Annotated in this window: 23 protein-coding genes and 1 pseudogene; 12 read left to right on the forward strand and 12 right to left on the reverse strand. The window is 71.3% G+C overall.

From position 1 onward, the window contains the following. Positions 1 to 158 precede the first annotated feature (158 nt). The 3 genes from AQJ27_RS00355 to sigJ are packed head-to-tail and all read left to right on the forward strand — an operon-like array spanning position 159 to position 2363. Complete coding sequence (locus AQJ27_RS00355; protein ID WP_079064706.1) at positions 159 to 593, forward strand: hypothetical protein; 435 nt, start codon at positions 159 to 161, stop codon at positions 591 to 593. Then, positions 590 to 1423: an SDR family oxidoreductase gene (locus AQJ27_RS00360; RefSeq protein WP_235613429.1), complete on the forward strand. Its 834-nt coding sequence runs from the start codon at positions 590 to 592 to the stop codon at positions 1421 to 1423. The genes AQJ27_RS00355 and AQJ27_RS00360 overlap by 4 nt, the downstream gene beginning before the upstream one ends. 7 nt (positions 1424 to 1430) lie before the next feature. Beyond that, positions 1431 to 2363 (forward strand): RNA polymerase sigma factor SigJ, encoded by a 933-nt coding sequence (gene sigJ, locus AQJ27_RS00365; RefSeq protein ID WP_235613428.1) that lies wholly within the window; start codon positions 1431 to 1433, stop codon positions 2361 to 2363. A gap of 179 nt (positions 2364 to 2542) precedes the next feature. Here sigJ and AQJ27_RS00370 read toward each other — a convergent pair whose 3' ends face one another. Both AQJ27_RS00370 and AQJ27_RS00375 read right to left on the reverse strand, forming a co-directional pair. Continuing rightward, on the reverse strand, positions 2543 to 2929 hold the full coding sequence (locus tag AQJ27_RS00370; RefSeq protein ID WP_067360000.1) for a PPOX class F420-dependent oxidoreductase: 387 nt from the start codon (positions 2927 to 2929) through the stop codon (positions 2543 to 2545). Between the two features lie 44 nt (positions 2930 to 2973). Continuing rightward, entirely contained in the window at positions 2974 to 3612 is a 639-nt protein-coding gene (locus AQJ27_RS00375) for an HAD family acid phosphatase (protein WP_067360002.1), read from the reverse strand. A gap of 223 nt (positions 3613 to 3835) precedes the next feature. On the opposite strand from AQJ27_RS00375, the gene AQJ27_RS00380 reads away from it, so the two are divergent. Next, positions 3836 to 5182: an NAD(P)/FAD-dependent oxidoreductase gene (locus AQJ27_RS00380; RefSeq protein ID WP_067360004.1), complete on the forward strand. Its 1347-nt coding sequence runs from the start codon at positions 3836 to 3838 to the stop codon at positions 5180 to 5182. A 15-nt stretch (positions 5183 to 5197) separates the two neighbouring features. Here AQJ27_RS00380 and AQJ27_RS00385 read toward each other — a convergent pair whose 3' ends face one another. Continuing rightward, positions 5198 to 5959: a type 1 glutamine amidotransferase domain-containing protein gene (locus AQJ27_RS00385; protein ID WP_067360006.1), complete on the reverse strand. Its 762-nt coding sequence runs from the start codon at positions 5957 to 5959 to the stop codon at positions 5198 to 5200. A gap of 191 nt (positions 5960 to 6150) precedes the next feature. Here AQJ27_RS00385 and AQJ27_RS00390 point away from each other — a divergent pair, with 191 nt between their 5' ends. Both AQJ27_RS00390 and AQJ27_RS00395 read left to right on the forward strand, forming a co-directional pair. Continuing rightward, positions 6151 to 6603 carry an SAM-dependent methyltransferase gene (locus AQJ27_RS00390; RefSeq protein ID WP_067360008.1) on the forward strand — a complete coding sequence of 151 codons (453 nt, stop codon included), beginning with the start codon at positions 6151 to 6153 and terminating at the stop codon, positions 6601 to 6603. Positions 6604 to 6717: 114 nt separating this feature from the next. Beyond that, on the forward strand, positions 6718 to 8100 hold the full coding sequence (locus AQJ27_RS00395; RefSeq protein WP_067360011.1) for a S1 family peptidase: 1383 nt from the start codon (positions 6718 to 6720) through the stop codon (positions 8098 to 8100). Positions 8101 to 8191: 91 nt separating this feature from the next. Here AQJ27_RS00395 and AQJ27_RS00400 read toward each other — a convergent pair whose 3' ends face one another. After that, the gene (locus AQJ27_RS00400) at positions 8192 to 8380 is read right to left on the reverse strand and encodes a hypothetical protein (RefSeq protein WP_060896602.1); all 189 of its coding nucleotides are present in this window, start codon (positions 8378 to 8380) and stop codon (positions 8192 to 8194) included. A 103-nt stretch (positions 8381 to 8483) separates the two neighbouring features. Beyond that, the gene (locus AQJ27_RS00405; RefSeq protein ID WP_067360013.1) at positions 8484 to 9653 is read right to left on the reverse strand and encodes an ROK family transcriptional regulator; all 1170 of its coding nucleotides are present in this window, start codon (positions 9651 to 9653) and stop codon (positions 8484 to 8486) included. 184 nt (positions 9654 to 9837) lie between these two features. Here AQJ27_RS00405 and AQJ27_RS00410 point away from each other — a divergent pair, with 184 nt between their 5' ends. Further along, positions 9838 to 11040: a Gfo/Idh/MocA family protein gene (locus tag AQJ27_RS00410; RefSeq protein ID WP_067360015.1), complete on the forward strand. Its 1203-nt coding sequence runs from the start codon at positions 9838 to 9840 to the stop codon at positions 11038 to 11040. A gap of 25 nt (positions 11041 to 11065) precedes the next feature. On the opposite strand, the gene AQJ27_RS00415 is transcribed toward AQJ27_RS00410, so the two are convergent. Next, entirely contained in the window at positions 11066 to 11761 is a 696-nt protein-coding gene (locus tag AQJ27_RS00415; RefSeq protein ID WP_067360017.1) for a L,D-transpeptidase family protein, read from the reverse strand. Positions 11762 to 11942: 181 nt separating this feature from the next. Between AQJ27_RS00415 and AQJ27_RS00420 the strand changes: the two genes are divergently transcribed. Further along, positions 11943 to 13361 (forward strand): pyridoxal phosphate-dependent decarboxylase family protein, encoded by a 1419-nt coding sequence (locus AQJ27_RS00420; protein WP_067362540.1) that lies wholly within the window; start codon positions 11943 to 11945, stop codon positions 13359 to 13361. Here AQJ27_RS00420 and AQJ27_RS00425 read toward each other — a convergent pair. Next, positions 13327 to 14103: an SDR family NAD(P)-dependent oxidoreductase gene (locus AQJ27_RS00425; protein WP_067360020.1), complete on the reverse strand. Its 777-nt coding sequence runs from the start codon at positions 14101 to 14103 to the stop codon at positions 13327 to 13329. The genes AQJ27_RS00420 and AQJ27_RS00425 overlap by 35 nt on opposite strands. An 18-nt stretch (positions 14104 to 14121) precedes the next feature. Between AQJ27_RS00425 and AQJ27_RS00430 the strand changes: the two genes are divergently transcribed. After that, positions 14122 to 14658, forward strand: a complete 537-nt coding sequence (locus AQJ27_RS00430; RefSeq protein ID WP_067360022.1) for a hypothetical protein — start codon at positions 14122 to 14124, stop codon at positions 14656 to 14658. 2 nt (positions 14659 to 14660) lie between these two features. On the opposite strand, the gene AQJ27_RS00435 is transcribed toward AQJ27_RS00430, so the two are convergent. The 5 genes and pseudogenes from AQJ27_RS00435 to AQJ27_RS00450 form a co-directional block, all read right to left on the reverse strand. Further along, positions 14661 to 15575, reverse strand: coding sequence for an SDR family oxidoreductase (locus AQJ27_RS00435; RefSeq protein ID WP_067360024.1), 915 nt, complete (start codon positions 15573 to 15575; stop codon positions 14661 to 14663). 123 nt (positions 15576 to 15698) lie between these two features. Beyond that, a complete protein-coding gene (locus tag AQJ27_RS00440; protein ID WP_067360026.1) occupies positions 15699 to 16328 on the reverse strand; it encodes an MBL fold metallo-hydrolase in 630 nt (209 codons plus the stop codon). Continuing rightward, positions 16328 to 17413 (reverse strand): S-(hydroxymethyl)mycothiol dehydrogenase, encoded by a 1086-nt coding sequence (locus tag AQJ27_RS58335; RefSeq protein WP_067362543.1) that lies wholly within the window; start codon positions 17411 to 17413, stop codon positions 16328 to 16330. The genes AQJ27_RS00440 and AQJ27_RS58335 overlap by 1 nt, the downstream gene beginning before the upstream one ends. Before the next feature lie 507 nt (positions 17414 to 17920). Then, positions 17921 to 18361, reverse strand: a pseudogene (locus AQJ27_RS58340) (glycosyltransferase); the annotation flags it as partial. Then, a complete protein-coding gene (locus AQJ27_RS00450) occupies positions 18358 to 19176 on the reverse strand; it encodes a carbon-nitrogen hydrolase family protein (RefSeq protein ID WP_096239680.1) in 819 nt (272 codons plus the stop codon). The gene AQJ27_RS00450 and the pseudogene AQJ27_RS58340, both read right to left, overlap by 4 nt. Before the next feature lie 281 nt (positions 19177 to 19457). On the opposite strand from AQJ27_RS00450, the gene AQJ27_RS00455 reads away from it, so the two are divergent. From AQJ27_RS00455 to AQJ27_RS00465, 3 genes are all read left to right on the forward strand, one after another. Then, entirely contained in the window at positions 19458 to 20597 is a 1140-nt protein-coding gene (locus tag AQJ27_RS00455) for an inorganic phosphate transporter (RefSeq protein ID WP_067360028.1), read from the forward strand. 99 nt (positions 20598 to 20696) lie between these two features. Continuing rightward, positions 20697 to 20933 carry a hypothetical protein gene (locus AQJ27_RS00460; protein WP_067360031.1) on the forward strand — a complete coding sequence of 79 codons (237 nt, stop codon included), beginning with the start codon at positions 20697 to 20699 and terminating at the stop codon, positions 20931 to 20933. Between the two features lie 122 nt (positions 20934 to 21055). Then, a complete protein-coding gene (locus AQJ27_RS00465) occupies positions 21056 to 22981 on the forward strand; it encodes an SMI1/KNR4 family protein (RefSeq protein WP_235613427.1) in 1926 nt (641 codons plus the stop codon). The last annotated feature ends 353 nt before the right edge of the window (positions 22982 to 23334 follow it).

Below are 23334 nucleotides of genomic sequence, written 5' to 3' on the forward strand. Positions count from 1 at the left end.
CTCCGGACGCCGCCCTACCGAGGATGCGCGTGGCGGCAGGCGTAGGCGTTCGGCACCGTGCGGATGGCGGGCCATGGCCTGGGCCGTCGCCGTCGGCCGGCCTCACACGGTCGGGGCAACCCGCCTCACATTCGAGTGGGCTGTCTCGTCATAGAGGTATGAACTCGAAAATCAGGTACGCCAGTCTCGGCCTCCTGGCCGTGACCGGGCTGTACACAGGCATCTGGGCCTACTGCTCCCCCACGAGCTGGTACGCGAACTTCCCCGGCCTCGGACTGAGCTGGCTGCCCCAGCTGGGCCCCTACAACGAACACCTCGCCAAGGACGCCGGAGCCATGTTCCTGGCCCTTGCCGTCCTGACCGTCATCGCCCTGCGCTCCGTACACAACACCCGGCTGGTCCAGACGACAGGTGCCGTGTGGTTGCTCTTCAACGTGCTGCACTTCAGCTACCACGTCCAGCACCTCGACATGTACAACACACGCGACCAGATCCTCAACGTAGTCTTCCTCGCCGCACTCATCCTGCTCGCGGCCCTGCTGCTGTTCCCCACCCTCACTGCCCTCCCCGCACGACAGGACCGCACACGATGACCCACAGCGGCGACAACGGCGACAACGGCGACAACGGCAGCGTGAGCGCGAAGGAGGAGCCCGGCATGCGGGTGGCGGTGGCAGGTGGAACCGGAGTGGTGGGACGGCATGTGGTCGAGGAGCTGACGGCGGCCGGGCACCACCCGGTGGTACTGGCCCGATCCACGGGTGTGGACCTCGTGACCGGCACCGGACTCCACGGGGCCCTGGCCGGCGTGGACGCGGTCGTCGACGTCACCAACGTGACGACCACGAGCGGCAAGAAGGCCATCGCGTTCTTCGACCGCGTCGCCCACACCCTCCAGGACGCCGGTGAACAGGCCGGGGTTCGCCACCACGTCCTGCTGTCGATCGTCGGGATCGACCGGGTCGGCCTCGGCTACTACCAGGGAAAACTGCGCCAGGAAGGCGTGCTCAAGAGCGGGCGGACACCGTGGACGGTGCTGCGCGCCACCCAGTTCCACGAGTTCGCCCAGCAGACCCTCGACCGCGTCCCGGGACCACTCGCGGTGGTACCCCGGATGCGGACCCAGCCCGTCGCCGCCCGTGAGGTCGCCCACCACCTCGTACAACTCGTCTCCGCCCCGGCGCAGGGCATGGCCCCCGAACTCGCCGGACCCCGTGTCGAACAGGTCGTCGACATGACAGGCCGGCTGCTGCGGGCCCGCCACCAGCACCGGCTGCTGCTGCCCGTGAAAATGCCCGGTGCCACCGGCACGGCCATGACCGGCGACGGCCTGCTCCCCGCCGGACCCGGCCCCCGCGGCAGCCAGACCTTCGACGAATGGCTCACCCGCCACACCGCTCACCACGCCCACCAGGGAGGATGACGGCCCCGTGTCCACACCCCCGGGACCCGCCCAGGACCCCACCCTCGGCACCCTCATGACCGAACGCCGCCGCCTGCTCAACCTCGGCTACCGCATGCTCGGATCCCTGCAGGACGCCGAGGACGTGGTCCAGGAGGCCTACGCCCGCTGGTACAGCCTGCCGGAGGAGGAACAGCAGGCGATCGGCGCACCGCTGGCCTGGCTGACGCGCGTCGCGTCCCGGATCTGCCTCGACCACCTCACCTCGGCGCGCGTCCGCCGCGAGCAATACACCGGTGAGTGGCTGCCCGAGCCCGTCCGGCACGGTGCCACATGGACCAGCGCAGGCGATGAGGGCGGGGCCGATCCGGCCGACCGGATCACCCTCGACGAGTCGGTCAGCATGGGCATGCTGGTGGTCCTGGAGTCGTTCACGCCCGCGGAGCGAGTCGCCTTCGTGCTCCACGACATCTTCGGCATGCCCTTCACCGAGATCGCCGACACCGTGGGCCGCACCCCCGCCGCCTGCCGCCAGCTCGCCTCCTCCGCCCGCCGACGTATCGCCGACCAGCGGCCCGGCAGCAGTACCGCACACGAACACCGGCAGATCGTCACCGCGTTCCGCCACGCCTGCCAGACCGGCGACCTCGACACCCTCGTCGCGCTCCTCGACCCCGCCGTCGAGTCACGCAGCGACGGAGGCGGCAGGGTGCGCGCCGCCCTGCGCCCGATCATCGGCCGGGACAAGGTCGCCCGCCTCTTCCTCGGCCTCATGCGCAACGAACCCGGAGTCGAACTCGTCGAGGAGGACGTCAACGGCACCCCCGGCGTCAGCGTCCGCATCGCCGGTACCACGATCGCCGTCGTCGCCCTGGACATCCACGACGGTCTGATCACCGACGTGTGGATGGTCCTCAACCCCGACAAGCTCCATGCCTGGACCGGCTACGGAACCCCCTGAGGAGCGGCCCTCGGACGAGGGGCCGAAGTTCTACGTGAACTTCCCGCCGGTACAGGTGAGTTGTCCCGTCCTCGGGACGACGGCCTGGAGCACTCCGGGACCGTTCCACGGGTGACACGGACAGGGAAACGGACAGCAGGGGGTGAGGGCCCGGCGGTGGCCGGGCCCTCACCCCCTGCTCACGTGGTCGGGGAGATGCGAATCCCGACCGTGCCGTCCGTGCCCCGCCGCAGTCGACTGCCGAAGAGGGTGAGACGGCCGAGGATGCCGTACTTGCCGGCGATCAGCCGGCGGTAGCGCGCGGTGGCGGCCGGATCGAGGATCTCCGCCGTGGCGGGGATCTGCTCGCCGGTCGGATTGCCGCGCACGTCGCACGGACCCACCAGGACGTCGGCCCGCTTGCGGATCCGCTTCACCTTCCACGAGTCCGCGCTGGTCCAGGCGCCGAGCGCCGTGCCGTCCCGGACCACCCACACGGGCGTCGCCACCCCCGTACCGTTCTTGCGGTAGCTCGTGATCAGCAGGAACTTGCCTGAAGCGAGCGCGTCCAGTTTCGTCTCGTCCATGCGGGGAGTCTAAGCAGTCACGGCCGGGAGTCCACGCCGCCCGTTCAGGACAGCTGGCCGTTGTAGTCCGGCAGCTTGAACGTGCGCTCGGCGTGGCCGCCGACGAGGTCGGAGTCGTTGTTGCCGACGTTGGCGATGATCGTGTAGCCCCGCGACTCGATCTCCGCGCGCTTGCCGGTCTTGTAGGCGCTGACCTCTTCGAAGAGATCGGGCAGGTCGCGCGTGTAGAGACCGGAGACCGGGTAGCCGACGGTCGTCAGGTTCCACTGCGTCAGGGAGGAGATGATGCCCGGACGTGCGCTGATGAAGAAGATGTCGACGCCGCGGGAGCGCGCGTAGCGGGCGAGGTCGAGCGAGGGCTTGACCGCCGGGGTCGGCAGTTCGTACCACGGGTGGAAGTCCGTCTCCAGCGTGGTGTTGTCGATGTCGAAGACGAGGGCCAGCTTCTGCCCGGCGGCGTTCGCGGTGCGCTGCTCGACGTAGGGCTTTGCCTGGTCGATGACCGCCTTGACGTCGCTCTGCCAGGTGGCGTAGTCGACCGCGGCCGTCGTAGCCGTCGCGCTCACCGCCGTCTGGGCCGGAGCCGCGGCGGCGGTCCCCGCAGCGGTGACCGTCCCCCCGATGCCCAGCGCCACGACCGCCGAGACCGCGCCGATCCGGCGCCCCACACCGCGTCCTGTCATGCTCGTCCCCTTTTCATGTCGGAGCGGCGAGGTGCCTCGACCATCGCCGCTGGACAGATGATCGTGCCTAAGGATGTACAAGAAGGGAAGACGGAGTTACTGATCGGTAGAAGAACTCGTGGCCGCCGTCCTCCCTTCCGGCGCGGGGTGGCACTCGGTGCCGTCCCGTGTGAGCCTGGGCTCGCGGGCCGCGATGTCTGGCACACGGAGAGAGGTAGCTGGGATGGACGCACCGAACATCGTGATCGTCGGCGGCGGGTTCGCCGGCGTCGAGTGCGCACGCGGGCTCGAGCGCACCCTTCAGCCGGGTGACGCCCGGATCACCCTGGTCAGCCCCACCGACTACCAGCTCTATCTGCCGCTGCTGCCGCACGTCGCCGCCGGTGTCGTCACCCCGCAGTCCGTGGCCCCCTCGCTGCGCCGGATCCTGCGCCGCACGACGTTCCTGCCGGGCGGTGTGATCGGCGTGGATCCCGCGTCCAAGAGGTGCGTCGTACGCAAGATCACGGGGGAGTTCGTCGATCTGTCGTACGACTACTTGCTGCTCACGCCCGGCAGCGTGACCCGCACCTTCGACATCCCCGGTCTCCTCGACGAGGCGCGCGGGATGAAGACGCTCGCCCAGGCGGTGTATCTGCGTGACCATGTGATCGCCCAACTCGACCTGGCCGCGGCCACGTCGGACGAGGACGAGCGGGCGGCGCGACTGCAGTTCGTCGTGGTCGGCGGCGGATACGCGGGCGCCGAGACCGCGGCCTGCCTGCAGCGCCTGACCACCGCCGCGTCGAAGCGCTACCACCCGCGCCTGGATCCGGGGCTCATCAAGTGGCACCTGGTGGACGTCGCCCCCAAGCTGCTCCCGGAGCTCGGCGACAAGCTCGGGGCGAGTGCGCTGCGCCTGCTGAGCGAGCGCGGTCTGGAGATCTCCCTCGAGACGACCGTCGCCTCGGTCACGGAAGGCAAGATCACCCTCACGGACGGCCGGGTACTGCCGTCACGGACACTGGTGTGGACGGCCGGTGTCGCGGCGAGTCCGCTGGTCGACTCACTGGGCGCGGAGACCGTACGCGGCCGGCTCCTCACCGAGCCGGACTTCAAGGTGCCGGGCCTGGACGGGGTGTTCGCGCTGGGCGACGCCGCCGCCGTGCCCGACCTGGCCAGGGCCGACGGTTCCTACTGTCCGCCGACCGCCCAGCACGCCGCCCGGCAGGGCCGGCACGCGGCGAAGAACCTGACGGCACTGCTGCAGGGACAGCCCATGACGCCGTACAAGCACAAGGACCTCGGCCTGGTCGTCGACCTCGGCGGCCACGACGCGGTGTCCAAGCCGCTCGGTATCGGTCTCAAGGGCGTGCCCGCACAGGTCGTGGCCCGTGGATACCACCTGTACGCGCTGCGCACGGGCTCGGCCAGGTTCCGTACGGCCGCCAACTGGTTCCTCAACGCGGTCGCGGGCGACGACTTCGTGCGCACCGGCTTCCTCGCCGACCGGAAGGGGACCCTGCGGGAATTCGAGCACACCGACCACTACCTGACGCCTGAGCAGGTCGCCGCCCGCCTGAGCCGTTAGGGCCTGTCCGGCGGATCATGCCGCGGAGGCGGAGCTGTTCAGGAGGGCGAGGTAGCGGCGGGCGAAGAGGTAGGCGTCACCCGGCCAGCGGGCCGAGAGATAGCGGCCGTCCTCGACGACGAACGCGTCCGTGTCGTCGGTGGCGGTGCCGCGCCGGGTCAGGGTGCGGGGGCCGCGTACGAACTGCGTTCCCGGGTCGGCGAGGGCCGCCCTGACCTCGGCCTCGACGTACGCGGGATAGGTGCGGTAGTAGCGGCCGAGGCGCCAGGCGGTGGTGAAGTAGGCCGTGCGTTCCATGTATGTGGGAAGGCAGGTCGTGCGCCGGTCGGCCAGGACGCCCCGGCCGGTGGTGAGGTCGCGGGCGCGGGCGAGCACGAGGACGCCGTGGCAGATCGCGCCGACGGGCCGCCCGAGCGCCCAGAAGCGGGCGATCTGCTGGTGAAGCGCCGTCGAGCCGAGGTACTGCCGCATGCCGGGTGCGTGTCCGCCGGGCAGCAACAGACCGTCGTACTCCTCGATGTCGACCCCGGCCCAGGAGACGGTGGCGGTGAACTCCGGTGACTTCGTCAGCTGCTCGTAGAACCGCCGGGGTTCCTCGGCGGCGCCCAGTTGTCCGAAGAGCACCCCCCTCAGGAGCCGCGGGTCCGCCGCCGGCCGGGTGCCCGCGCGCTCGGTGGCGAGCACCACCTCGTGCCCCGCATCGGTGAGGATCCGCCAGGGAACGGCCACTTCGGTGACGTCGAAGTCGCGGTCGGGTACCGGCATCAGCACGCGCATGCGCCCATCATGGCAGGCCCCGGGGTTGCCACCGGTACGGCCGACAGGAGAGTGACAACTTCCCTTCCCCGATGGCCTGTTGACGCCTACATTGCCGGTCTGCACGTCATCACAGGAAATGCCCAGGAGCTGATTCCGCGCCCGAGAACCCGGCCACCTCGGAACTCCCCGCCGAGGGGGTACTCAGCCGGATCATCACGACCCGCCCGCACACGGCCCGGATCTGGAACTACTGGCTCGGCGGCGGCGACTACTACGAGGTCGACCGGGCGGCCGGGGAGCGGATCCGCCAACTGCACCCGGGCATCGGCGACTACGCGCGGGCGGACCGGCTGTTCCTGGGACGCGCCGTACGCCATCTGGTCACCGCGTGCGGAATACACCAGTTCCTCGACATAGGCACCGGCCTGCCGACCGCGGACAACACGCACGAGGTGGCGCAGCGGCTCGCACCGGACGCCCGGATCGTCTACGCCGACAACGACCCGCTGGTCCTGGCGCACGCCCGCGCCCTGCTCACCAGTGCCCCCGAGGGCCGCACGGAGCCCGGTGTCGTCTCCTGTTCGCGCTGGCGTCCGCAGCCGACGGACGGGGACGAACCGGCGGAAGTGGCCATGTTCGGCGGGGTGGGCCGCAAACCCTGAACCGGAATGCGGCCTGGGTGAACGCGAGGGCACGGGCGCACGTATGGAAGGAGGGCTCACGACCGGAGCCCCGGCGGCGTCGACGCCGCACCGTACGGCTTCGGGAGCCCATGCATGAGGCACGCACGACGACGGATCGTCCGACGGGGGGCGCGACTCGCGGCCGTCGGCGGGGTCCTCTGCGGAGGGTTGATGGTGACGCACGCCATGGCGAGCGAGCCGTCCGCCGCGTCACGTGCCCCCCAGAGCGCCACCCTGGCCGCCGCGGGCAAGGGCGCGGGTCTGGTGTCGACCCTCGGCACCGCGCGTACGGCGGGCAGTTGGATCGCCGCCGACGGGCACCCTGTCGTGGCGGTGACCGACTCGGCCGCGGCGGACGAGGTGAAGAAGGCGGGCGCCCGCCCCAAGGTCGTGAGTCACAGCATGGAGGACCTCACGTCCGTGACGAAGGCGCTGAAGGCGGCGCCACGGGTCGCGGGCACCGCCTGGGCCATGGACTACGTCCACAACGAGGTGGTGGTGCAGGCCGACCGCACCGTGTCCGCCTCCGACTGGTCCCGGATGAAGAAGCTCGCCGCGAGCATGGGCAGTTCGGTCCGGATGGAGCGGACCGAGGGCACGTTCACCACACGGCTCAACGCCGCCCTGCCGATGTTCTCGACCGGCGGGCGCTGTTCGGCGGGCTACAACGTGACCAACGGGCGTAACGAGTTCATCCTGACGGCCGGGCACTGCGGGCCGGCCGGGTCCGTCTGGTTCGGGGACAACCAGGGCGCCAAGCAGTTGGGGCAGACGGTCACCACGGCGTTCCCCGGCAGCGACTTCTCCCTCATCCAGTACAACAACGGCCAGAACGACACCGGGAACAACGTCGTCTCGATCGGGGGCGGCAAGGGCGTCCAGATCATCGGCGCCGCCGATCCGACGGTCGGCCAGCGGGTCTTCCGCAGCGGCAGCACCAGTGGACTCCACGACGGTGAGGTGAAGGCGCTCAACGCGACGGTCAACTACCCCGAGGGCACCGTGACCGGTCTGGTGGAGACCAATGTGTGTGCCGAACCGGGCGACAGCGGCGGTCCGTTGTTCTCGGAGGGCATCGCGCTCGGCGTGACCTCGGGGGGCAACGGGGACTGCACGGCGGGCGGTACGACGTTCTTCCAGCCGATCACCAAGGCGCTCACGGCGCTCGGGGTGAAACTGACCGGACCGGGTGCCGCCGCCCAGGGCGCGGCGGGAGCCACCGCCCAGTCCTCCCCCGCCCCCGCGTCCTCGCAGGGCGCGGCCGTCGTGCCGGGATCCGCCGCGCCCGGCTCGGTCCAGGCGGTCGGGTCGGGCGCCTCCGAGCCACTCCTCACCCGCCTCACGGACCCGCAGAACATCGGTCCGGGGCTGCTGGTCATCGCCGGCAGCATCATCGCGCTGGTCGCCACGCGGTACATCCGTACGGAACAGGATCGCAACCGCTACCGGCGGCAGTACTCGCAGAGTTGGGGCTGAGGCCGGGGCGGCGGACGAGGTGACGGGGCGGAGACTCGCAACCAGGAGTCACGCCCCGTTCGTCACGGACCCGGGGGGCGGCCGAGCGGGCTCACGCCGCCTGTGTGGGCGACTGGGGGGCGGCTTCCGCCCACTCCAGGACGAGCCGCTGGTACTCCCGCCGCTCCTCCATGCTCAGCGTCCCACCGGCCCGGAACCACAGGGCCCGGATCTCCTCGTTGACATCGGCGGCGGACCGCACGGAGTCGGTTTCAGGAGTGGTGGACATGGTGTGAAGCATACGGGCCTTGGCGTGAAGGCGTTGTGAGTAAAGGTACGCCTTACGACATTACGGACCGTGAACCTGATCACTCGTCCGACGTGGGATCACCGTCCGCACCTGCTCACCCTCTCTCCCCCGTCCCCAGCACCAGCACCTGAATGGCCAGCACCGCGGCCCCGCGCGCCCAGTCGTGGAAGTCGGAGACCTTCGTCTCCAGATCGACCGGATCGGCCTGCGGGTGGCGGTGTGTGAGGATCGTCTCCTCGACGGCCGGGCCCGCCACGTCGACGAGTCCGACACCCTCTCCGGCGAGCAGGATCTTCTGCGGCATGGCGAAGTTGGCGATCTGCGCGACGAGGGTGCCGAGCGCGCGGGCCGCCTCGTCCAGGACGCGGGCCGACAGCGGGTCACCCGCTGCGGCACGGGCGAGGATCTCCTCGTAGCTCAGGTCCTCGCCGGTGGCGGCCCTGACCTGGTAGCGGATGCTGGGGATGGTCAGCAGGGAGATGGCGCTGCCGCGTTCCCCTTCGGGGGTGAGGGGGCCGTACGGGTTCACGATCCAGCGGCGGCCCACACCCCGCCCGTCCTCGACGGAGGCGACCCGGCTGCCGCCGAGGACGAGGCCGTAGCCGATCCCGGCGCCGATGGTGAGGACCACGAAGCGTTCGAGTCCGCGGCCGGCGCCGAACCATGTCTCGGCCTCCACGAGGGCGGCGACATCGTTCTCGACGACCACCGGCAACCCGGTGCGCGGTTCGACGAGTTCGGCCAGCGGGACGTCCGTCCAGCCGAGGAAGGCCGACTCGGCGACGACCGATCGTTTCTCGACACGGCCGCCGACTCCGATGCCGATTCCGGCCGGCGCGGGAAAGGACCGGGTGAGTTCCTCGGTCATCTCCGCCAGCAGGTCGGCGACTTCAGCCGGGGTGTGGGTGGTGAGAGGGCGGTCGTGCCGCGCCACGATGTCGCTGCGCAGGGTGGTGACGACGCCGTAGACCATGTCCTCGGTGATCTTGAATCCGATGAAGGAGCGGGACTCGGCGACGATGTCCAGGGGTTGTGAGGGACGCCCCTGACGTACCTCGGCGCTCTCCCCCTCCCCCGACTCGGCGGCCTCGATCAGCAGGCCGGACTCGATCAGCGGTTTGGTCAGCCGGGTGAGACTGCCCGCCGACAGGTTCAGGCGGCGTGCGATCTCGCTGCGCGACAGCGGCCCGTGCACGAGCACCTCGATCGCCACCGCACGCTCACCCGGACTCAGCGGCAGCCAGCCGGCGGCGCGTGTGGTCATGAGGGTCGGGCTCCCAGAAGATTTCATTTCGCCTCGGAATTAATGACATCACTGTATGGCGCGGCAGTTCGCCGGAAAAGATGCGTACAGGACTCTTGACGCTTCGATTGTTCCGCATCAAAAGTAAATGAGTCCAGGACGAGCCCGACCCGTGAAGTCTCCACCAGTGAAGGATGTTGCTCAGATGGCGTTCTCTCTCGGCATCGTCGGCGCCGGCCAGTTCTCCGGCCAGTTCGCGAAGCTGTTCCTCGCCCACCCCGGCGTCGCCGATGTCCACGTCACCGATCTGCTCCCCGAACGGGCGGAGGAACTGGCGGGCGCCGAAGGGCTGTCGGGCACCTTCCCCTCGTACGAGGCGATGCTGGAGTCGAAGGCGGTGGACGCCGTCGCGATCTTCACCCAGCGCTGGACCCACGGGCCGCTGGTGCTTCAGGCACTCCGGGCGGGCAAGCACGTGTACTCCGCGGTGCCGATGGCCATCACCCGGGACGAGATCGCCGCGATCATCGACGCGGTACGGGCGACCGGACTGACGTACATGATGGGCGAGACCAGCCAGTACAACCCCGCCACGGTCCACGCCCGCAACCAGATCGCCGAGGGCGCCTTCGGGCGGCTGTTCTACGCCGAGGGCGACTACGTCCACGACATGGATCTCGGGTTCTACGAGGCGTACCGGTACAGCGGCGGCGAGAACTGGAAGGCGACCGCCAGCTATCCCCCGCTGCTCTACCCGACGCACTCGGTGGGCGGGGTGCTCGGCGCCTGGCGGACGCACGCGGTGAGCGTGTCGGCCATCGGAGTGCGCGACGAGCGCGGGGACGGGGTGTTCGACAAGGAGGTCAGCCAGTTCGGCAACGACTTCTCCAACGCGACGGCACTGTTCGAGGTGGCGGGCGGCGGCTCGTTCCGTACGAACGAGTTCCGGCGGGTCGGATATCCCTCGCACATCCGGGAGTCCCGTTTCCGGTTCTTCGGGACCGACGCCAGCATGGAGCAGCTCGCCACGGTGAGCTTCTGGCAGGACAAGAAGGGGGTGAAGGACATCACGGAGCTGCTCGAGCCCAAGCCGACGATGGCGCCGGACGATCCCTCGCTCCAGCACATCGCGCCGGCGCTGCGTGCCGCGTTCACGTCCGGGTCGGCGCCCGTGCACGACCGGGCGCGGCTCCCCCGGGAGTTCGACCACCTGCACAACGGGCACGAGGGCAGCCACCACTTCCTGGTGGACGACTTCGTGACCGCGGTCAACACCCGGACGCTGCCGTCGGTGAACGCGTGGGTCGCGGCCCGCTACACCCTGCCGGGCATCGTCGCGCACGAGTCAGCGCGGCAGGGCGGGGTCAGGCTGGAGATCCCGGACTTCGGGGACGCGCCCGGGGCGTGAGGTCCCCGGGCGGGGCCGGGTGCCGTCAGGTGCCCGGCTTGCGGCCGTACACGAAGACGTCGTCGCCGTTCTTCAGCAGCGACCAGTACTTCTTGGCGGTGGTCGTGGTCATGTTGACGCAGCCGTGCGAGCCGGGCGGGTTCCACATGCTCAGGCCGACCGAGTGGAAGGCCTGGCCGCCGTCGAAGAACTGGCTGTAGGGCATGGGCACGTTGTAGATGTTCGAGACGTGGTCGATGTCCCGCCAGTAGATCTTCTTCAGACCGGTGCGGGTCTCGTACCCGTTGCGTCCCGTGCGGACCGGCACCGGACCGTAGACGAGCCTGCTGCCGTCCTGGATCCAGCTGAGCTGGAGGGTCAGGTTGACGCAGGCGATGCGGCCCTTGTTGACGGGACACTTGCCGTCCTTGTTGGGCTTGTTGCCGACGGCCTTCTGCTTGTTCATCAGGTCCATCACGCCCCAGGTGACGGACCCGGCGTAGCCCGCGTTCGGGGTGATGCCGTGCTTGGTCTGGAAGGCCTGGATCGCCTTGCAGTCGGCGGTGGACTGCCGGCCGTCGACCGGTCGGCCGAGGAACTTCTCCACCTGCTTCTGGTACGGGCCGGTCTGGGTCGTGCAGCTCGCGGCCTGCGCGGGCGCCATGCCCAGCGCGAGCGTCAGCGGCGCGACCAGTCCGGTGATCCCCAGAGCGACGGCTCCCCGTCTGCGTATGTCCCCCATGTCAGGCCCTTCTGTCTGCGTGTTCCCGGGTGTTTCCCTCGTTCTCCGCCTGCTAGACCCGCGTCGGGGCGCAGGCGTTGTACGGCTGTCCGGTCTGCGACGAAACGGTGACATTGGGAGCAGTCCAGTTACCCCGGATTGGACCAGGCTCCGGGTGCGCCGCCCGATCTACGCTGCCGCCATGCACCGCACACTCGCCGACGATCTCTCCCGGCTTCCCGAGCTCCTGCAGTCCGCCCGTGACTTCGCCGCCGGGGAGGTGGACGGACTGGACGGGCGTCCCGTCGCCCACCCCGGCAAGGTGCCCGATCCCGAGCCCCTGCCCGCCGAGGGACACGGCGCGCAGGGGGCGCTGAGCCGGTTCGGCGAGCGCTGGGCGCCCGGATTCTCCGGTTCCGCGGGGCCCCGCTACCTCGGTTTCGTCACCGGCGGCGCGACGCCCGCCTCGCTCACCGGGGACTGGCTGACCGGCGCGTACGACCAGAACGTGTCCGGCGGCGGCGGATCGTCGGCGAGCGCGCTGGAGCGGGAGACGGTGGGCTGGCTGCGCGAGCTGTTCGGACTGGGCGAGGCGCACAGCGGGGCGTTCGTGAGCGGCGCGACCGTCTCGAACACGGTCGGATTGGCGATCGCGCGGGAGTGGCTCGGCGAGCGGCTGGGCGTGTCCGTGTCACGGGAGGGCGCCGCCGCGCTCGGACCGGTCGACGTCCTGTCCGGCTCCGCGCACTCCAGCGTCACCAAGGCGCTCTCGGTGCTCGGCATCGGCCGGGACCGGCTGCGTACGGTGCCGGTGCTGCCCGGGAACCGTGAGGCCGTCGACGTCGAGCGGCTCGCCGCCGCCCTCGAGGCGCTCGACGGGCGCCCGGCGATCGTCGTGGCGAACGCCGGAACCGTGAACACCGTCGACTTCGACGATCTGCGGGCCATCGCCGCGCTCAAGGAGCGGTACGACTTCTGGCTGCACGTGGACGCGGCGTTCGGCGGCTTCGCCGCGCTGTCACCGTCGTACGCGCATCTCGTCGACGGGCTCGACGCGGCCGACTCCGTCTGTGTCGACCTGCACAAATGGCTCAACGTCCCCTACGACGCGGCCGTGCAGTTCACGCGCCGCCGGGACCTCCAGGTCCGGGTCTTCCACAACGAGTCCCCGTACCTGGGCCTGCCGACCGGCGACCCCGACTTCCTGCACCTCACACCGGAGAACTCGCGCCGGCTGCGGGCGCTCCCGGCGTGGTTCTCGCTGATGGCGTACGGACGCGAGGGGCATCGCGAGATCGTCGAGCGGAACATCGCGCTCGCCCGGCTGCTGGGCGAACGCATCACGGACGTACCGGAGTTGCGGCTCCTGGCGCCCGTGCGGCTCAACGTCGTCTGCTTCACCCTCGCGGACGAGCCCACGCGGGAGCGGGTGCACGCGCTGGCGGCGGCGGTCGCGGCCTCGGGCGAGGCCTACGTGACGCCGACCGTGTACGCGGGGACTCAGGGGCTGCGGGCCGCGTTCAGCAACTGGCGTACGACCAAGGCCGACACCGAGAGGGTGTTCTCCGTCCTGCGGTCGGCCGCCCTCACGGTCTCACCGCGCTCCGGAAACCCGTGTTGACGGCGGTGAGGCCGCCGTCCACGCACAGCGTGGTCCCGGTGATCCATGCCGCGTCCCGGGAGGCGAGGAAGGCGACGGCGGCCGCGATGTCGTCCGGTTCACCGACCCGTCCTAGCGGATAGATCCCCGACGCCTGGGCGAGATCGTCGTCGCGGCCCTCCCACGCCGGGGTGCGGACCGTGCCCGGCGCGACCAGGTTGACCCGCACACCTCGCGGGGCCGCGTGCCCCGCGAGCGTACGGGTGAGGGACATGAGGCCCGCCTTGGCCGCGCTGTAGGCATGGTTGCCGAAGTCCTGGATGCCGTTCACCGAACCGATGTTGACGATGGCGCCCCGGCCCGAGGCCACCAGGTGCGGGAGGGCCGCACGGCTGCAGCGGTACGCGCCGGTCAGGGTGAGGTCGAGGTCACGCGCCCACACCTCGTCCGGCTCGTCCTCGAAGAGCGGGGCGTCGGGAGAGCACCCGTAGGCGTTGTTGACCAGGACGTCGAGCGAGCCGAAGGAGTCCACGGCGTACGCGACGGCCGCCTCCACCGCCGCCCGGTCCCCCACGTCACACGCCAACTCCTCTGCCCGGGCCCCCAGTTCGCGGATCGAGGCGGCCGTCTTCTCCGCCTCGGCCGGGTCCACGTCCGTGACGAGCACCCGAGCACCCTCCTCGGCCAGCCGGCGGGCGGTGGCCGCGCCGATGCCGCGGGCCGCGCCCGTGATCAGAACTCCGTATCCTTCAAAGCGCCTCATGACAGATACCGTGCGCCCATGTCCGCGTTCATACAACAACTTCCGGCACTGATCGGCGTGGTCATCGGTGCGCTGGGCTCATATCTGGCGATCGTGCGAGGCGATCGGGCCCGCTTCCGCCGGGAGCAGACGGCCCGATGGGAGGAACGGCGGCTCGCGGTGTACGCCGACTACGCGCGGTCGCTCAAGAAGAGCGTCACTCTGACCTACCGGGTGGCGTCACACCTGGGCAACGACCCGCACCCGCACCCCTTGTCCCCGCAGGAGGCGGAGCCGCTGCTGGCCGAGGCCACCCTCGCGCGGGATCCGTCCGGGGAGACGCTGATCCTCCTGGGCAGTCCGGAGGTGGTGGAACGGGCCCGGACGTGGGTCGTCAGGGTGATGGAGATGGAGCAGTTCCTGCGCGAGGGGACGCGTGACCCGCAGGCATGGCAGACCCTGTTGGAGCGGCAGCGCGCCGGGCGCGAGGGCTACTACGCGGCCGTGCGGAACGATCTGGCGCTGCCCCCGGGCCACTCCGCGCGCTGGCCGCTGTCGCCGGTGCGTCCCGCCTGAGCTCACCGGTACCCCGTCACATCCGCCGGCCTGCCCGCGTCCTGGACCTCGACGAGATACCGCCAGGCGTCGGGCCTGCTGCCGTCGCGGTCGGTGAAGCCGTACTCCCGGGCGAGCTGCCCGCTGGAGAGCGAGCGGCCGTTCCAGCGCGTGACGTCCGGGTCGGCGGCCAGCGCGGCCACGGCACGGCCGACGTAGAAGGGCGTCTCGGAGATGGCGAAGTGCGGGACGCGCTCGAGGGCGTCCCGCCAGTTCTCCTCGCTGACGTCGAAGGTGTCCAGCATCATCTCCGAGCGCAGCCAGCCGGGGGTGAGCGCGAGGGCGGTGGCACCGCGCGGGCCGAGTTCGTGGCCGAGGGAGAACGCCATGCGCAGGACGGACGCCTTGGCGAGGTCGTAGAAGAAGGAGACCCGGTAGGTGTCCCGGTTGTAGTCGGCGGTGCCGTCGGTCATCTCGACGACGAGGCCGCCGGGGGTGCGCAGCAACAGGGGCAGGGCGTGGTGGCTGGTGATCGCGTGCGTCTCGACGGCCCGGCGCAGCAGCCCGAGGCCCTGGTCGAGGTCGGTCTCCCAGAGCGGGGTGTCCCACTCGAAGTGTTTCTCGCCGCCCCAGACGTCGTTGACGAGCACATCGAGGCGGCCCTGTTCGTACGCGATGCGGGCGACCAGGGCCTCGACCTCGGCGGGGACCAGATGGTCGGTGGGCACCGCGATGCCGACGCCTCCGGCCGCGGTGACCAGATCCGCCGTGTCCTCGATCGTCTCGGGACGGTCGTACTCGGAGCGCCGTTCGCGCGTGCTGCGTCCGGTGACGTAGACGGTGGCGCCGGCCGAGCCGAGCTCCACCGCGATTCCCCGGCCCGCTCCCCGGGTCGCTCCCGCGACCAGCGCGACCCTGCCGTCCAACGGCCCTGGCATGTCCGACCTCCGTGCTCGTGTGGTTCACGGGCTGCCTTCGCCCGTGTGTCCCCACGAGAGTCCCTCGGAAGCCGGACATCTCCTGTCGTGATTCGCTGGTGTGTCGCGACGGGCCCGGCCCGGTCAGTGGCCGCGCTTGATCCACTCCTCCAGATGCGGGGCCTCGGCACCGATCGTGGTCGAGTCCCCGTGCCCGGTGCGGACGACCGTGTCTGCCGGGAGGGTGAGCAGGCGCTCGCGGATCGACTCGACGATCGTCGGGAAGTGGGAGAAGGAGCGCCCGGTGGCTCCGGGGCCGCCCTGGAACAGCGTGTCACCGGTGAAGACGGCGCCCAGGCCCGGGTCGTAGAGGCAGACCGCGCCGGGGGCGTGGCCGGGCGTGTGCAGGACGGTCAGGTCCGCGCCGGCCGCCTCGATCACCTGCCCGTCCTGCAGCCAGGCGTCGGGGAGCCGGTCGGGATGGGTCTGCTTCCACAGCTGCAGATCATCGGGGTGGAGCCAGATCGTGGCGCCGGTGCGCTCGGCGAGGGCGGGCGCGGCGTCGATGTGGTCGTTGTGGGCGTGGGTGCACACGATGGCCAGCAGCCGCCGGTCGCCCACCGCCGCGGCGATGGCGTCGGCGTCGTGCGCGGCGTCGATGACGATCGCCTCGTGGTCGTCGCCGACGATCCACACGTTGTTCTCGACGTCCCAGGTGCCGCCGTCGAGCGAGAACGTGCCCGAGGTGACGAGGTGCTCGACACGGGCGCCCATCACAGCACCACCACCGAACGCAGCACGTCACCGTGGTGCATCCGCTCGAAGGCGGCCTCGATCCCGTCGAGGGCGATCGTCTCGGTCACGAACGCGTCCAGGTCCAGCCGCCCCTGGAGGTGCAGGTCGATGAGCATCGGGAAGTCGCGGGAGGGCAGGCAGTCGCCGTACCAGGACGACTTGAGGGCGCCGCCGCGTCCGAAGACGTCGAGGAGCGGCAGTTCGAGCTTCATCTCGGGGGTGGGTACGCCGACGAGGACGACCGTGCCGGCGAGGTCGCGGGCGTAGAAGGCCTGCTGGTACGTCTCCGGGCGGCCGACCGCGTCGATGACGACGTCGGCACCGAAGCCGCCGGTGAGTCCCTGGATCGCCTCGACGGGGTCGGTCGAGGTGGAGTTGACGGTGTGCGTCGCGCCGAGCTTCGAGGCGGTGGTGAGCTTCCGGTCGTCGATGTCGACGGCGATGATCTTCGCGGCGCCTGCCAGCCGGGCTCCTGCGATCGCGGCGTTGCCGACGCCACCGCAGCCGATGACGGCGACGGAGTCCCCGCGGCCGACGTTGCCGGTGTTGATGGCGGCGCCGATGCCCGCCATCACCCCGCAGCCGAGCAGACCGGCGACCGCCGGGGAGACCGCGGGGTCGACCTTGGTGCACTGTCCGGCGGCGACCAGGGTCTTGTCCGCGAAGGCGCCGATGCCCAGGGCCGGGGACAGTTCGGTGCCGTCCTTGAGCGTCATCTTCTGCTTGGCGTTGTGCGTGTTGAAGCAGTACCAGGGCCGCCCGCGCAGACAGGCCCGGCACTGCCCGCACACCGCACGCCAGTTGAGGACGACGAAGTCGCCGGGAGCCACGTCCGTGACGCCGTCGCCGACCGACTCCACGATCCCGGCAGCCTCGTGGCCGAGCAGGAAGGGGAAGTCGTCGTTGATGCCGCCTTGCTTGTAGTGCAGGTCGGTGTGGCAGACCCCGCACGCCTGGATCTTCACCACGGCCTCTCCCGGCCCCGGATCCGGCACAACGATGGTCTCGACGCGCACCGGTTCGTTCTTGCCCGGGGCGATCACGCCACGTACTTCCTGCGCCATGGTGGTGAACCCTTCCGTAGATCGACGTTCGTCAACCGACCCTACGGTGTGACCCGCCGGTAACCGACCGGTAGAACGCCAGGTGGCGTGCGGCCGCCTCGGTCCAGGTGTGGCGGGCGGCCGGCTTCCGGCCAAGGGCGGCGCGTACCGGATCGTCCGAGGTGAGGGCGCGGCCGAGCGCGGTGGCGAAGGCCTCCGGCGAGTCCGAAGCCCTCCTTGAGGGAGGGGCACGCGAAGGGGGTGATCGCGGGCGGCGAGATCCTCTTCGACTACCGCGACTACCGGGCGAACCAGCCGCACATCGGGACGCGCGGCGCGCAGCAGGGCGTACGCCTCGATGAGGTCGAGGGAGCCCTTGCGCGGTTCGGTCCCGCCGACGGTCAGGACGTACGGGCCGAGGCGGGCGCGCCAGCCGGCGCGGGCCGCGGGATCGGTGGTCGCGAACCGTTCGTACGCCACTCCGTTGGGGATGACGGCGGGGTCGAGGCCCCAGCCCACGCGGAGTTCGTCCGCGACGGACCGCGAGACACAGAGGTGTGCGTACGGCTCGACGACGGCCCGTTCGTGGCAGGCGGCCAGTTCGAGGGTGGTGAAGTGATCGAGGTGGTGGACGGTGCGGACACAGGGGCCCGCCGCGTTGGCGCTGATGCAGTCCTGGGCGTGGACGATGTCGAAGGCCGCCGCGCACGGGGCGAAGGCGGCGCGGAGGGTGGCGATGGAGCGGAGGACGCGCGCGCCGACGGTCTCCTCCCGCGGGCCGTCGGGAAACGGGAGGATCCGTACACGCACCCCGTCGTCGACCTCGCGAAAGAAACCGCGGTCGCCGCCCCGGCCGAGCGACCGGACGGTGACGTCCTCGCCGGCCGCGGCGAGCGCCTCGGCGAGGGCGACGGTGTGCACGACACCGCCGCGCGGCCTGGTGGAGCAGCTGAGCAGGGCGATCTTCACGAGGGGCTCCCCGGTCTATCGGTACGCGGCGGGACGGCGTTCGTCGAGGCGCGCAGCACGCGGCGGACGCGGTCGATCTCGGCGGCGATGTCGACCTCGGCGACGGCCAGGCCCGCCTTGGCCCAGGTGCGGGCGAGGATGTCGCCGGGGCCGACGACCTTGGACTGGCCGAGGAAGCGCAGGCCGCCCATGGCGCCGGTCTGGTTGGAGGAGGCGAGGACGACCTGGTTCTCGGCGGCGCGTGCCTGGTCGTAGAGGTCGAAGAGTTTGGCCTGTCGGTCCTGGGCCATGCGCGGGGCGCGGTTGGTGATGCTGGTGGGCCAGGCGGACAGGCACGCGAGGATCTCGGCGCCGTCCAGGGCGAGGGAGCGCGCGGACTCCGGGAACGTCTTGTCGTAGTAGAGGGGCATGCCGATCCGGCCGACGGACGTGTCGAAGGCGTGGAAGCGGTCGCCGGAGGCGTAGCCGGCGTCCTCGCCGAGCGGCTGGTGGACCTTGCGGTGGTTGCCGAGCACTCCGTCGCCGTTCACGCACACCACGCTGTTGTAGCGGGCGTCCCCGTCGGCCTCGCAGTAGCCCGCGACGACGGTCAACTCCCCCGCGAGGCCGCGAGATCCAGCCCCGGGGTGGCACCCCCGGCGGCGCGCAGCACCCGGGTCGAGGGTCGCGCCGATGGCGAGCACCGCGCCGGCCGACCCCTCACGAACGACCGCGAAGCCCCCGGTCGCCGCGCGCGACTCCGCGTCGGACCGGTGGGACACGTGGAGGTACACCCGGTCGCCGAGGGCCACGGCGACCGGGACCGGCGGCCCCACCTCGTCGAGGCCTTGCCCTGGAGATCGGGCAGGGCGGCGACGGACGTACGGCGCGGCGGCCGAACTCGCGCTGATCGGAAGGGTGGCGAGGCTTCGCCCGGCGACCGTTCGGCGGCGACCGCGTGAGCGGCGCCGGGGCCGACGTGAGCCGGGCCCCCGACCGGGCCCTCGGTCGCGGGCCCCCGGTCGCGGGCCCGGGAGGAGCCGCCTAGCGTGGAACACGTCCGGGCGGGGGACGGCACGGCGGACGTGGGGGTCGTCCCGTCTTCGGAGGTCCCCCCGTGGGTACCGTCTCGTTCCTCCTCGTCGTGGTCGTCCTGACGGCCCTGGCCTTCGACTTCACCAACGGGTTCCACGACACGGCCAACTCGATGGCGACGTCGATCGCCACCGGGGCCCTGAGACCCCGCGTGGCCGTCGCCCTCGCGGGAGCACTGAATCTGGCGGGCGCGTTCCTGTCCACGGCGGTCGCCAAGACCATCTCCGGCGGCATCGTGGACGACGCCAAGGTCTCCCTGGTGATGATCTTCGCGGGGCTCGTCGGCGCTCTCCTGTGGAACCTGCTGACCTGGCTCGCCGGGCTGCCGTCGAGTTCGTCGCACGCGCTGTTCGGCGGGCTGATCGGCGCGGTGTGGGTGGGCGCCGGCGGATCCGCGGTGCAGTTCGGAGCGGTCGTCGAGATGATCCTGATCCCCGCCGTCGTCTCGCCGCTCGTCGCCTGTGTCGTGGCCCTGCTGGCGACCTACTTCGCGTACGTCATCACCCGGCGGACGGCCCCCGACCAGGCGCGGCGGGGATTCCGCCGGGGGCAGGTCGGTTCGGCGTCGCTGGTGGCGCTGGCCCACGGCACCAACGACGCGCAGAAGACCATGGGCGTCATCACGCTGGCCCTCATCTCGACCGGGGCGCTCGCCCACGACTCCGCGCCGCCCTGGTGGGTGGTACTCATCTCCGGAATGGCGATCGCGCTCGGCACGTACACGGGCGGGTGGCGAATCATCCGCACCATGGGCAAGGGGCTCACCGACATCGAGGCGCCGCAGGGCTTCGCGGCCGAGACCAGCGCGACGGCCGTGATTCTCGCCTCGTCCCACATGGGATTCCCCCTGTCGACCACGCAGGTGTGCACCGGCAGCATCCTGGGCGCGGGCCTGGGCCGCAGGCTGGCCCAGGTGCGGTGGGGAGTGGCCGGGCGCATCGCACTGTCCTGGCTGCTCACGCTGCCCGCGGCGGCGGCCGTCGGCGGCGCGGCGGCCTGGACCGCCGGCCACGGCACCGCGGGCGTGGCCCTGGTGGCCGCCGTCGCGGCCGCGGCGGCGGCCGGGTTCTGGGCCCTGTCGCGCCACCGGCCCGTGACTCCGGACAACGTCAACGAACTGCCCGCCCGGTCGGCCGAGCGCGTGGAACAGCCTGCGGTCTGAGAGCCGGCCGACCGTCCCCTCCCGTCTCGTTCTTTCCCGTCCTGTTCCCTCTCGTCTCGTCCCGTCCCGTCCCGTCCGGCAGCGAAAGGAGGCGCGGCGATGGACATCCACTGGGCCGCCCTCGGCGGTGTGTTCGGTGTGAGCCTCGGGATCACGTTGCTCACGGTCGTGCTGTTCTCCCTCGGTGTCGCCGCCCAGCCCCGTGACGACGGCGCAGGACACGGCGGAGCACGCTCCCACGGCGCCCACCGGACGGCCACCGCGACAGCGGTGCTGTGCTTCTGCGCGTGCCTGGCTGTCGCCGTCTACGGGCTCACCCTGATCATCGGCGGCTGACATCCGTTCCCGATCGTGCCGGAACCGGTCGTCCACGGCTCCAGGCCCGAGGGCCGGCCTGCGGGCCCGAACTGCCCGGGACAACCGGGGCGTTGTCAGTGGTGGCCGGCAGGATCGCCGACATGACGGACTTCATGGACGACTGGCTGTCCTTCCTGGTGCGCTGGAGCCAGGAATGGGCAGACGCGCAGGACCCCGGCGCACCGGCGAGCGAGCGACACGTGCGGGACGAGGAGCCTGTGCGTACGCGTTGGCTGGGGTTCCCGCCCGCGTCCGAGGAGCGCATCCAGGCCCTGGAGGAGCGGCTCGGGCACCGGCTGCCGCCCTCGTACCGGACGTTTCTGGCGGTGAGCGACGGCTGGCGGCACGCGGGCGGCTTCGTCTGGCTGCTCGCCGGTACCGACACGGTGCGCCGACACGAGGACGCGGCGGGCCTGGCCGAGTACTTTCCCGGGGATCTGGACGACGACTCCACGCCCGAGGACGTGTTGCTCGCCGGGATGTGGGAGCGGGCGCTGCAGCTGGACGTGGAGTCGGACGCGGCCTACGTACTGCTGGACCCGGGGGACGTGGACGACGCCGGTGAGTGGGCGGTGTACTGGTACGCGTCGTGGCACGCGAGTCCTCCGGAACGGTACGCGTCGTTCGGCGCGTTCATGGAGGCGATGTACCGCGAGTTCCACAGCCTGCAGGCGAGCTGCTCGGGGGGTGCGGGGGCGGAGTTCGTCAACGCGACGACGAGGGCCTTGGACGCGTCCGTCGAGACCGCGCGGCTGGACGCGCTGAGCGGGAGGTACGAGCGGGCCTCGGCGTCTTTGGCGGAGGCGATCGCGTACGGCAGGCCCCGGGCGACAGGGCTGCGCGACCAGATCCGCCGGCTGCTCGGGGAGACCTACATGGTGTATTTCCCGGGGCTCACGGCCGACCCGCTGTACGCGCCCGAGTTTCTGGCCGTACTGGCGGCCGAGGACGTACGGCACCACCGGGACGGCCCGTCGTCGGCCCACCGCCTGAGGGACGCCTCCGACGAGGTGCGCGAGGCGGCGGACGAGATCCTGCGGCAGGTGGGGGACGGCACCTTCCGCTACACCGCCGAAGGCCCCTTCGGCGGTGCCGTGGAGGCGGCGCGGGAGCTGGCGCGCTGGGGCGACGGGGACGCGGCCTGGCGCATTCTGCGCGCCGCGCTGCCCGAGTGGCGGCCGATCGGCCCCGAGCACCTCGCGCCGGTCGGCCTGTGCGCCGACCCGCTCCTCGGCCCCTTGATCACCCCGGAGCGGGGCCGGGAACTGCTGGCCACACCCCGGGCCGGACAGCGGGGCGACACACCGGCTCCCGCGGCCGACCTTGACCCGCCGGGCCTGGCATGGCTCGCGGAAGGAGATCCCGGCAACTTCCTGGTGTCGTACCGCTTCGTCCTCGTGGAGTCGGTGGAGCCGGCCGAGCTGCCCGGTCGTATCGGCGCCCCCGAGAACGCCGTGCTGAACGCGCCGATGACCTTGTGGGACTCCCGCACGCGTTTCCACGGCAACCGCACCGTGACGTGGGAGGACGAGGCGCTGGCCACCGTCGGCCGGGCGGGCCCCGGCTGGAGCTTCGCCTTCGAGCCGCGGCCGGGCAGGAGCTTCGACGAGCGGTGGTTCGTCTCCCCGGGCATCGCCGCCTCCCGGGACACCCGTGCGGTGACGGTGTGGAGCGAGCCGGGCCGCACCCACCGTCCCGGTGTCTTCCATCTGTCCGTCACGGAGAACGGCGAGGAGCGGTACGCGTTCACCGTCCGGGGGACCTCGGTCAGCAGACGGGGGTCCGTGCCGGCCGCGCTGGACCCGGACCGTCTCTTCCCGCAGGACGACGCGCACGCCGAGCGGCTGAGCGAGCGGCTGGGCGAGCGCCGTGCCCTGGAGGCTCTTGCCGCCGAGTTCGGTGTCCGGCTGCCCCGGTTCGCCCTCAGTCGCGGACGTCTCCACAGTTTCCGGACCCGGCCCTGGAACCGGCCGCCGGGCCCCGGCGAGGGCTATGTGACGCTGGGCGTGGTCCGCGCACGGCCCTGACGCCATACGTCGGCGGCCGAGGCGGGATGCCGGTCCGTGAGGTCACGGGACAGTTCGCAAGCAGCCCGGGTTGAAGCGGTGGGCAAGGGCGACGGTGAGGGAGTCGCCGTCGCCCCGGGCAGTGTCGAGGATGCGGGCGCGATGGCCGGTGCCGACGACGGCCGTGCGGACAGGGGGAGTTCGGCCCATGGAGGGGGCCTTTTCCGGCGTCCGCGTGGGGAGTTCCCGGTGACCAGAATCTTGTCCCGCGCGGGCACACTTCCCTGACACAGGCAACCCACAGGTCCCGTTTCGCTTCCTTCGAGGCGCGAGGGGCCCCCGGTATCGACGGGGCGCCCGCGCTCGAAGTGTGA

It is taken from the genome of Streptomyces olivochromogenes (assembly GCF_001514115.1).
GTDB lineage: Bacteria > Actinomycetota > Actinomycetes > Streptomycetales > Streptomycetaceae > Streptomyces > Streptomyces olivochromogenes.

What these genes read in the sequence shown, in the direction of transcription:
- AQJ27_RS00400 (WP_060896602.1), bottom strand. Translation starts at nt 8,380, where the DNA reads ATGCTTCACACCATGTCCACCACTCCTGAAACCGACTCCGTGCGGTCC.
- AQJ27_RS00410 (WP_067360015.1), top strand. Translation starts at nt 9,838, where the DNA reads ATGGCGTTCTCTCTCGGCATCGTCGGCGCCGGCCAGTTCTCCGGCCAG.
- AQJ27_RS00385 (WP_067360006.1), bottom strand. Translation starts at nt 5,959, where the DNA reads ATGCGCGTGCTGATGCCGGTACCCGACCGCGACTTCGACGTCACCGAA.
- AQJ27_RS58335 (WP_067362543.1), bottom strand. Translation starts at nt 17,413, where the DNA reads ATGGCGCAGGAAGTACGTGGCGTGATCGCCCCGGGCAAGAACGAACCG.
- AQJ27_RS00460 (WP_067360031.1), top strand. Translation starts at nt 20,697, where the DNA reads ATGGACATCCACTGGGCCGCCCTCGGCGGTGTGTTCGGTGTGAGCCTC.
- AQJ27_RS00420 (WP_067362540.1), top strand. Translation starts at nt 11,943, where the DNA reads ATGCACCGCACACTCGCCGACGATCTCTCCCGGCTTCCCGAGCTCCTG.
- AQJ27_RS00415 (WP_067360017.1), bottom strand. Translation starts at nt 11,761, where the DNA reads ATGGGGGACATACGCAGACGGGGAGCCGTCGCTCTGGGGATCACCGGA.
- AQJ27_RS00370 (WP_067360000.1), bottom strand. Translation starts at nt 2,929, where the DNA reads ATGGACGAGACGAAACTGGACGCGCTCGCTTCAGGCAAGTTCCTGCTG.
- AQJ27_RS00430 (WP_067360022.1), top strand. Translation starts at nt 14,122, where the DNA reads ATGTCCGCGTTCATACAACAACTTCCGGCACTGATCGGCGTGGTCATC.
- AQJ27_RS00425 (WP_067360020.1), bottom strand. Translation starts at nt 14,103, where the DNA reads ATGAGGCGCTTTGAAGGATACGGAGTTCTGATCACGGGCGCGGCCCGC.
- AQJ27_RS00440 (WP_067360026.1), bottom strand. Translation starts at nt 16,328, where the DNA reads ATGGGCGCCCGTGTCGAGCACCTCGTCACCTCGGGCACGTTCTCGCTC.
- AQJ27_RS00435 (WP_067360024.1), bottom strand. Translation starts at nt 15,575, where the DNA reads ATGCCAGGGCCGTTGGACGGCAGGGTCGCGCTGGTCGCGGGAGCGACC.
- AQJ27_RS00355 (WP_079064706.1), top strand. Translation starts at nt 159, where the DNA reads ATGAACTCGAAAATCAGGTACGCCAGTCTCGGCCTCCTGGCCGTGACC.
- AQJ27_RS00360 (WP_235613429.1), top strand. Translation starts at nt 590, where the DNA reads ATGACCCACAGCGGCGACAACGGCGACAACGGCGACAACGGCAGCGTG.
- AQJ27_RS00405 (WP_067360013.1), bottom strand. Translation starts at nt 9,653, where the DNA reads ATGACCACACGCGCCGCCGGCTGGCTGCCGCTGAGTCCGGGTGAGCGT.
- AQJ27_RS00395 (WP_067360011.1), top strand. Translation starts at nt 6,718, where the DNA reads ATGAGGCACGCACGACGACGGATCGTCCGACGGGGGGCGCGACTCGCG.
- AQJ27_RS00380 (WP_067360004.1), top strand. Translation starts at nt 3,836, where the DNA reads ATGGACGCACCGAACATCGTGATCGTCGGCGGCGGGTTCGCCGGCGTC.
- AQJ27_RS00465 (WP_235613427.1), top strand. Translation starts at nt 21,056, where the DNA reads ATGACGGACTTCATGGACGACTGGCTGTCCTTCCTGGTGCGCTGGAGC.
- AQJ27_RS00375 (WP_067360002.1), bottom strand. Translation starts at nt 3,612, where the DNA reads ATGACAGGACGCGGTGTGGGGCGCCGGATCGGCGCGGTCTCGGCGGTC.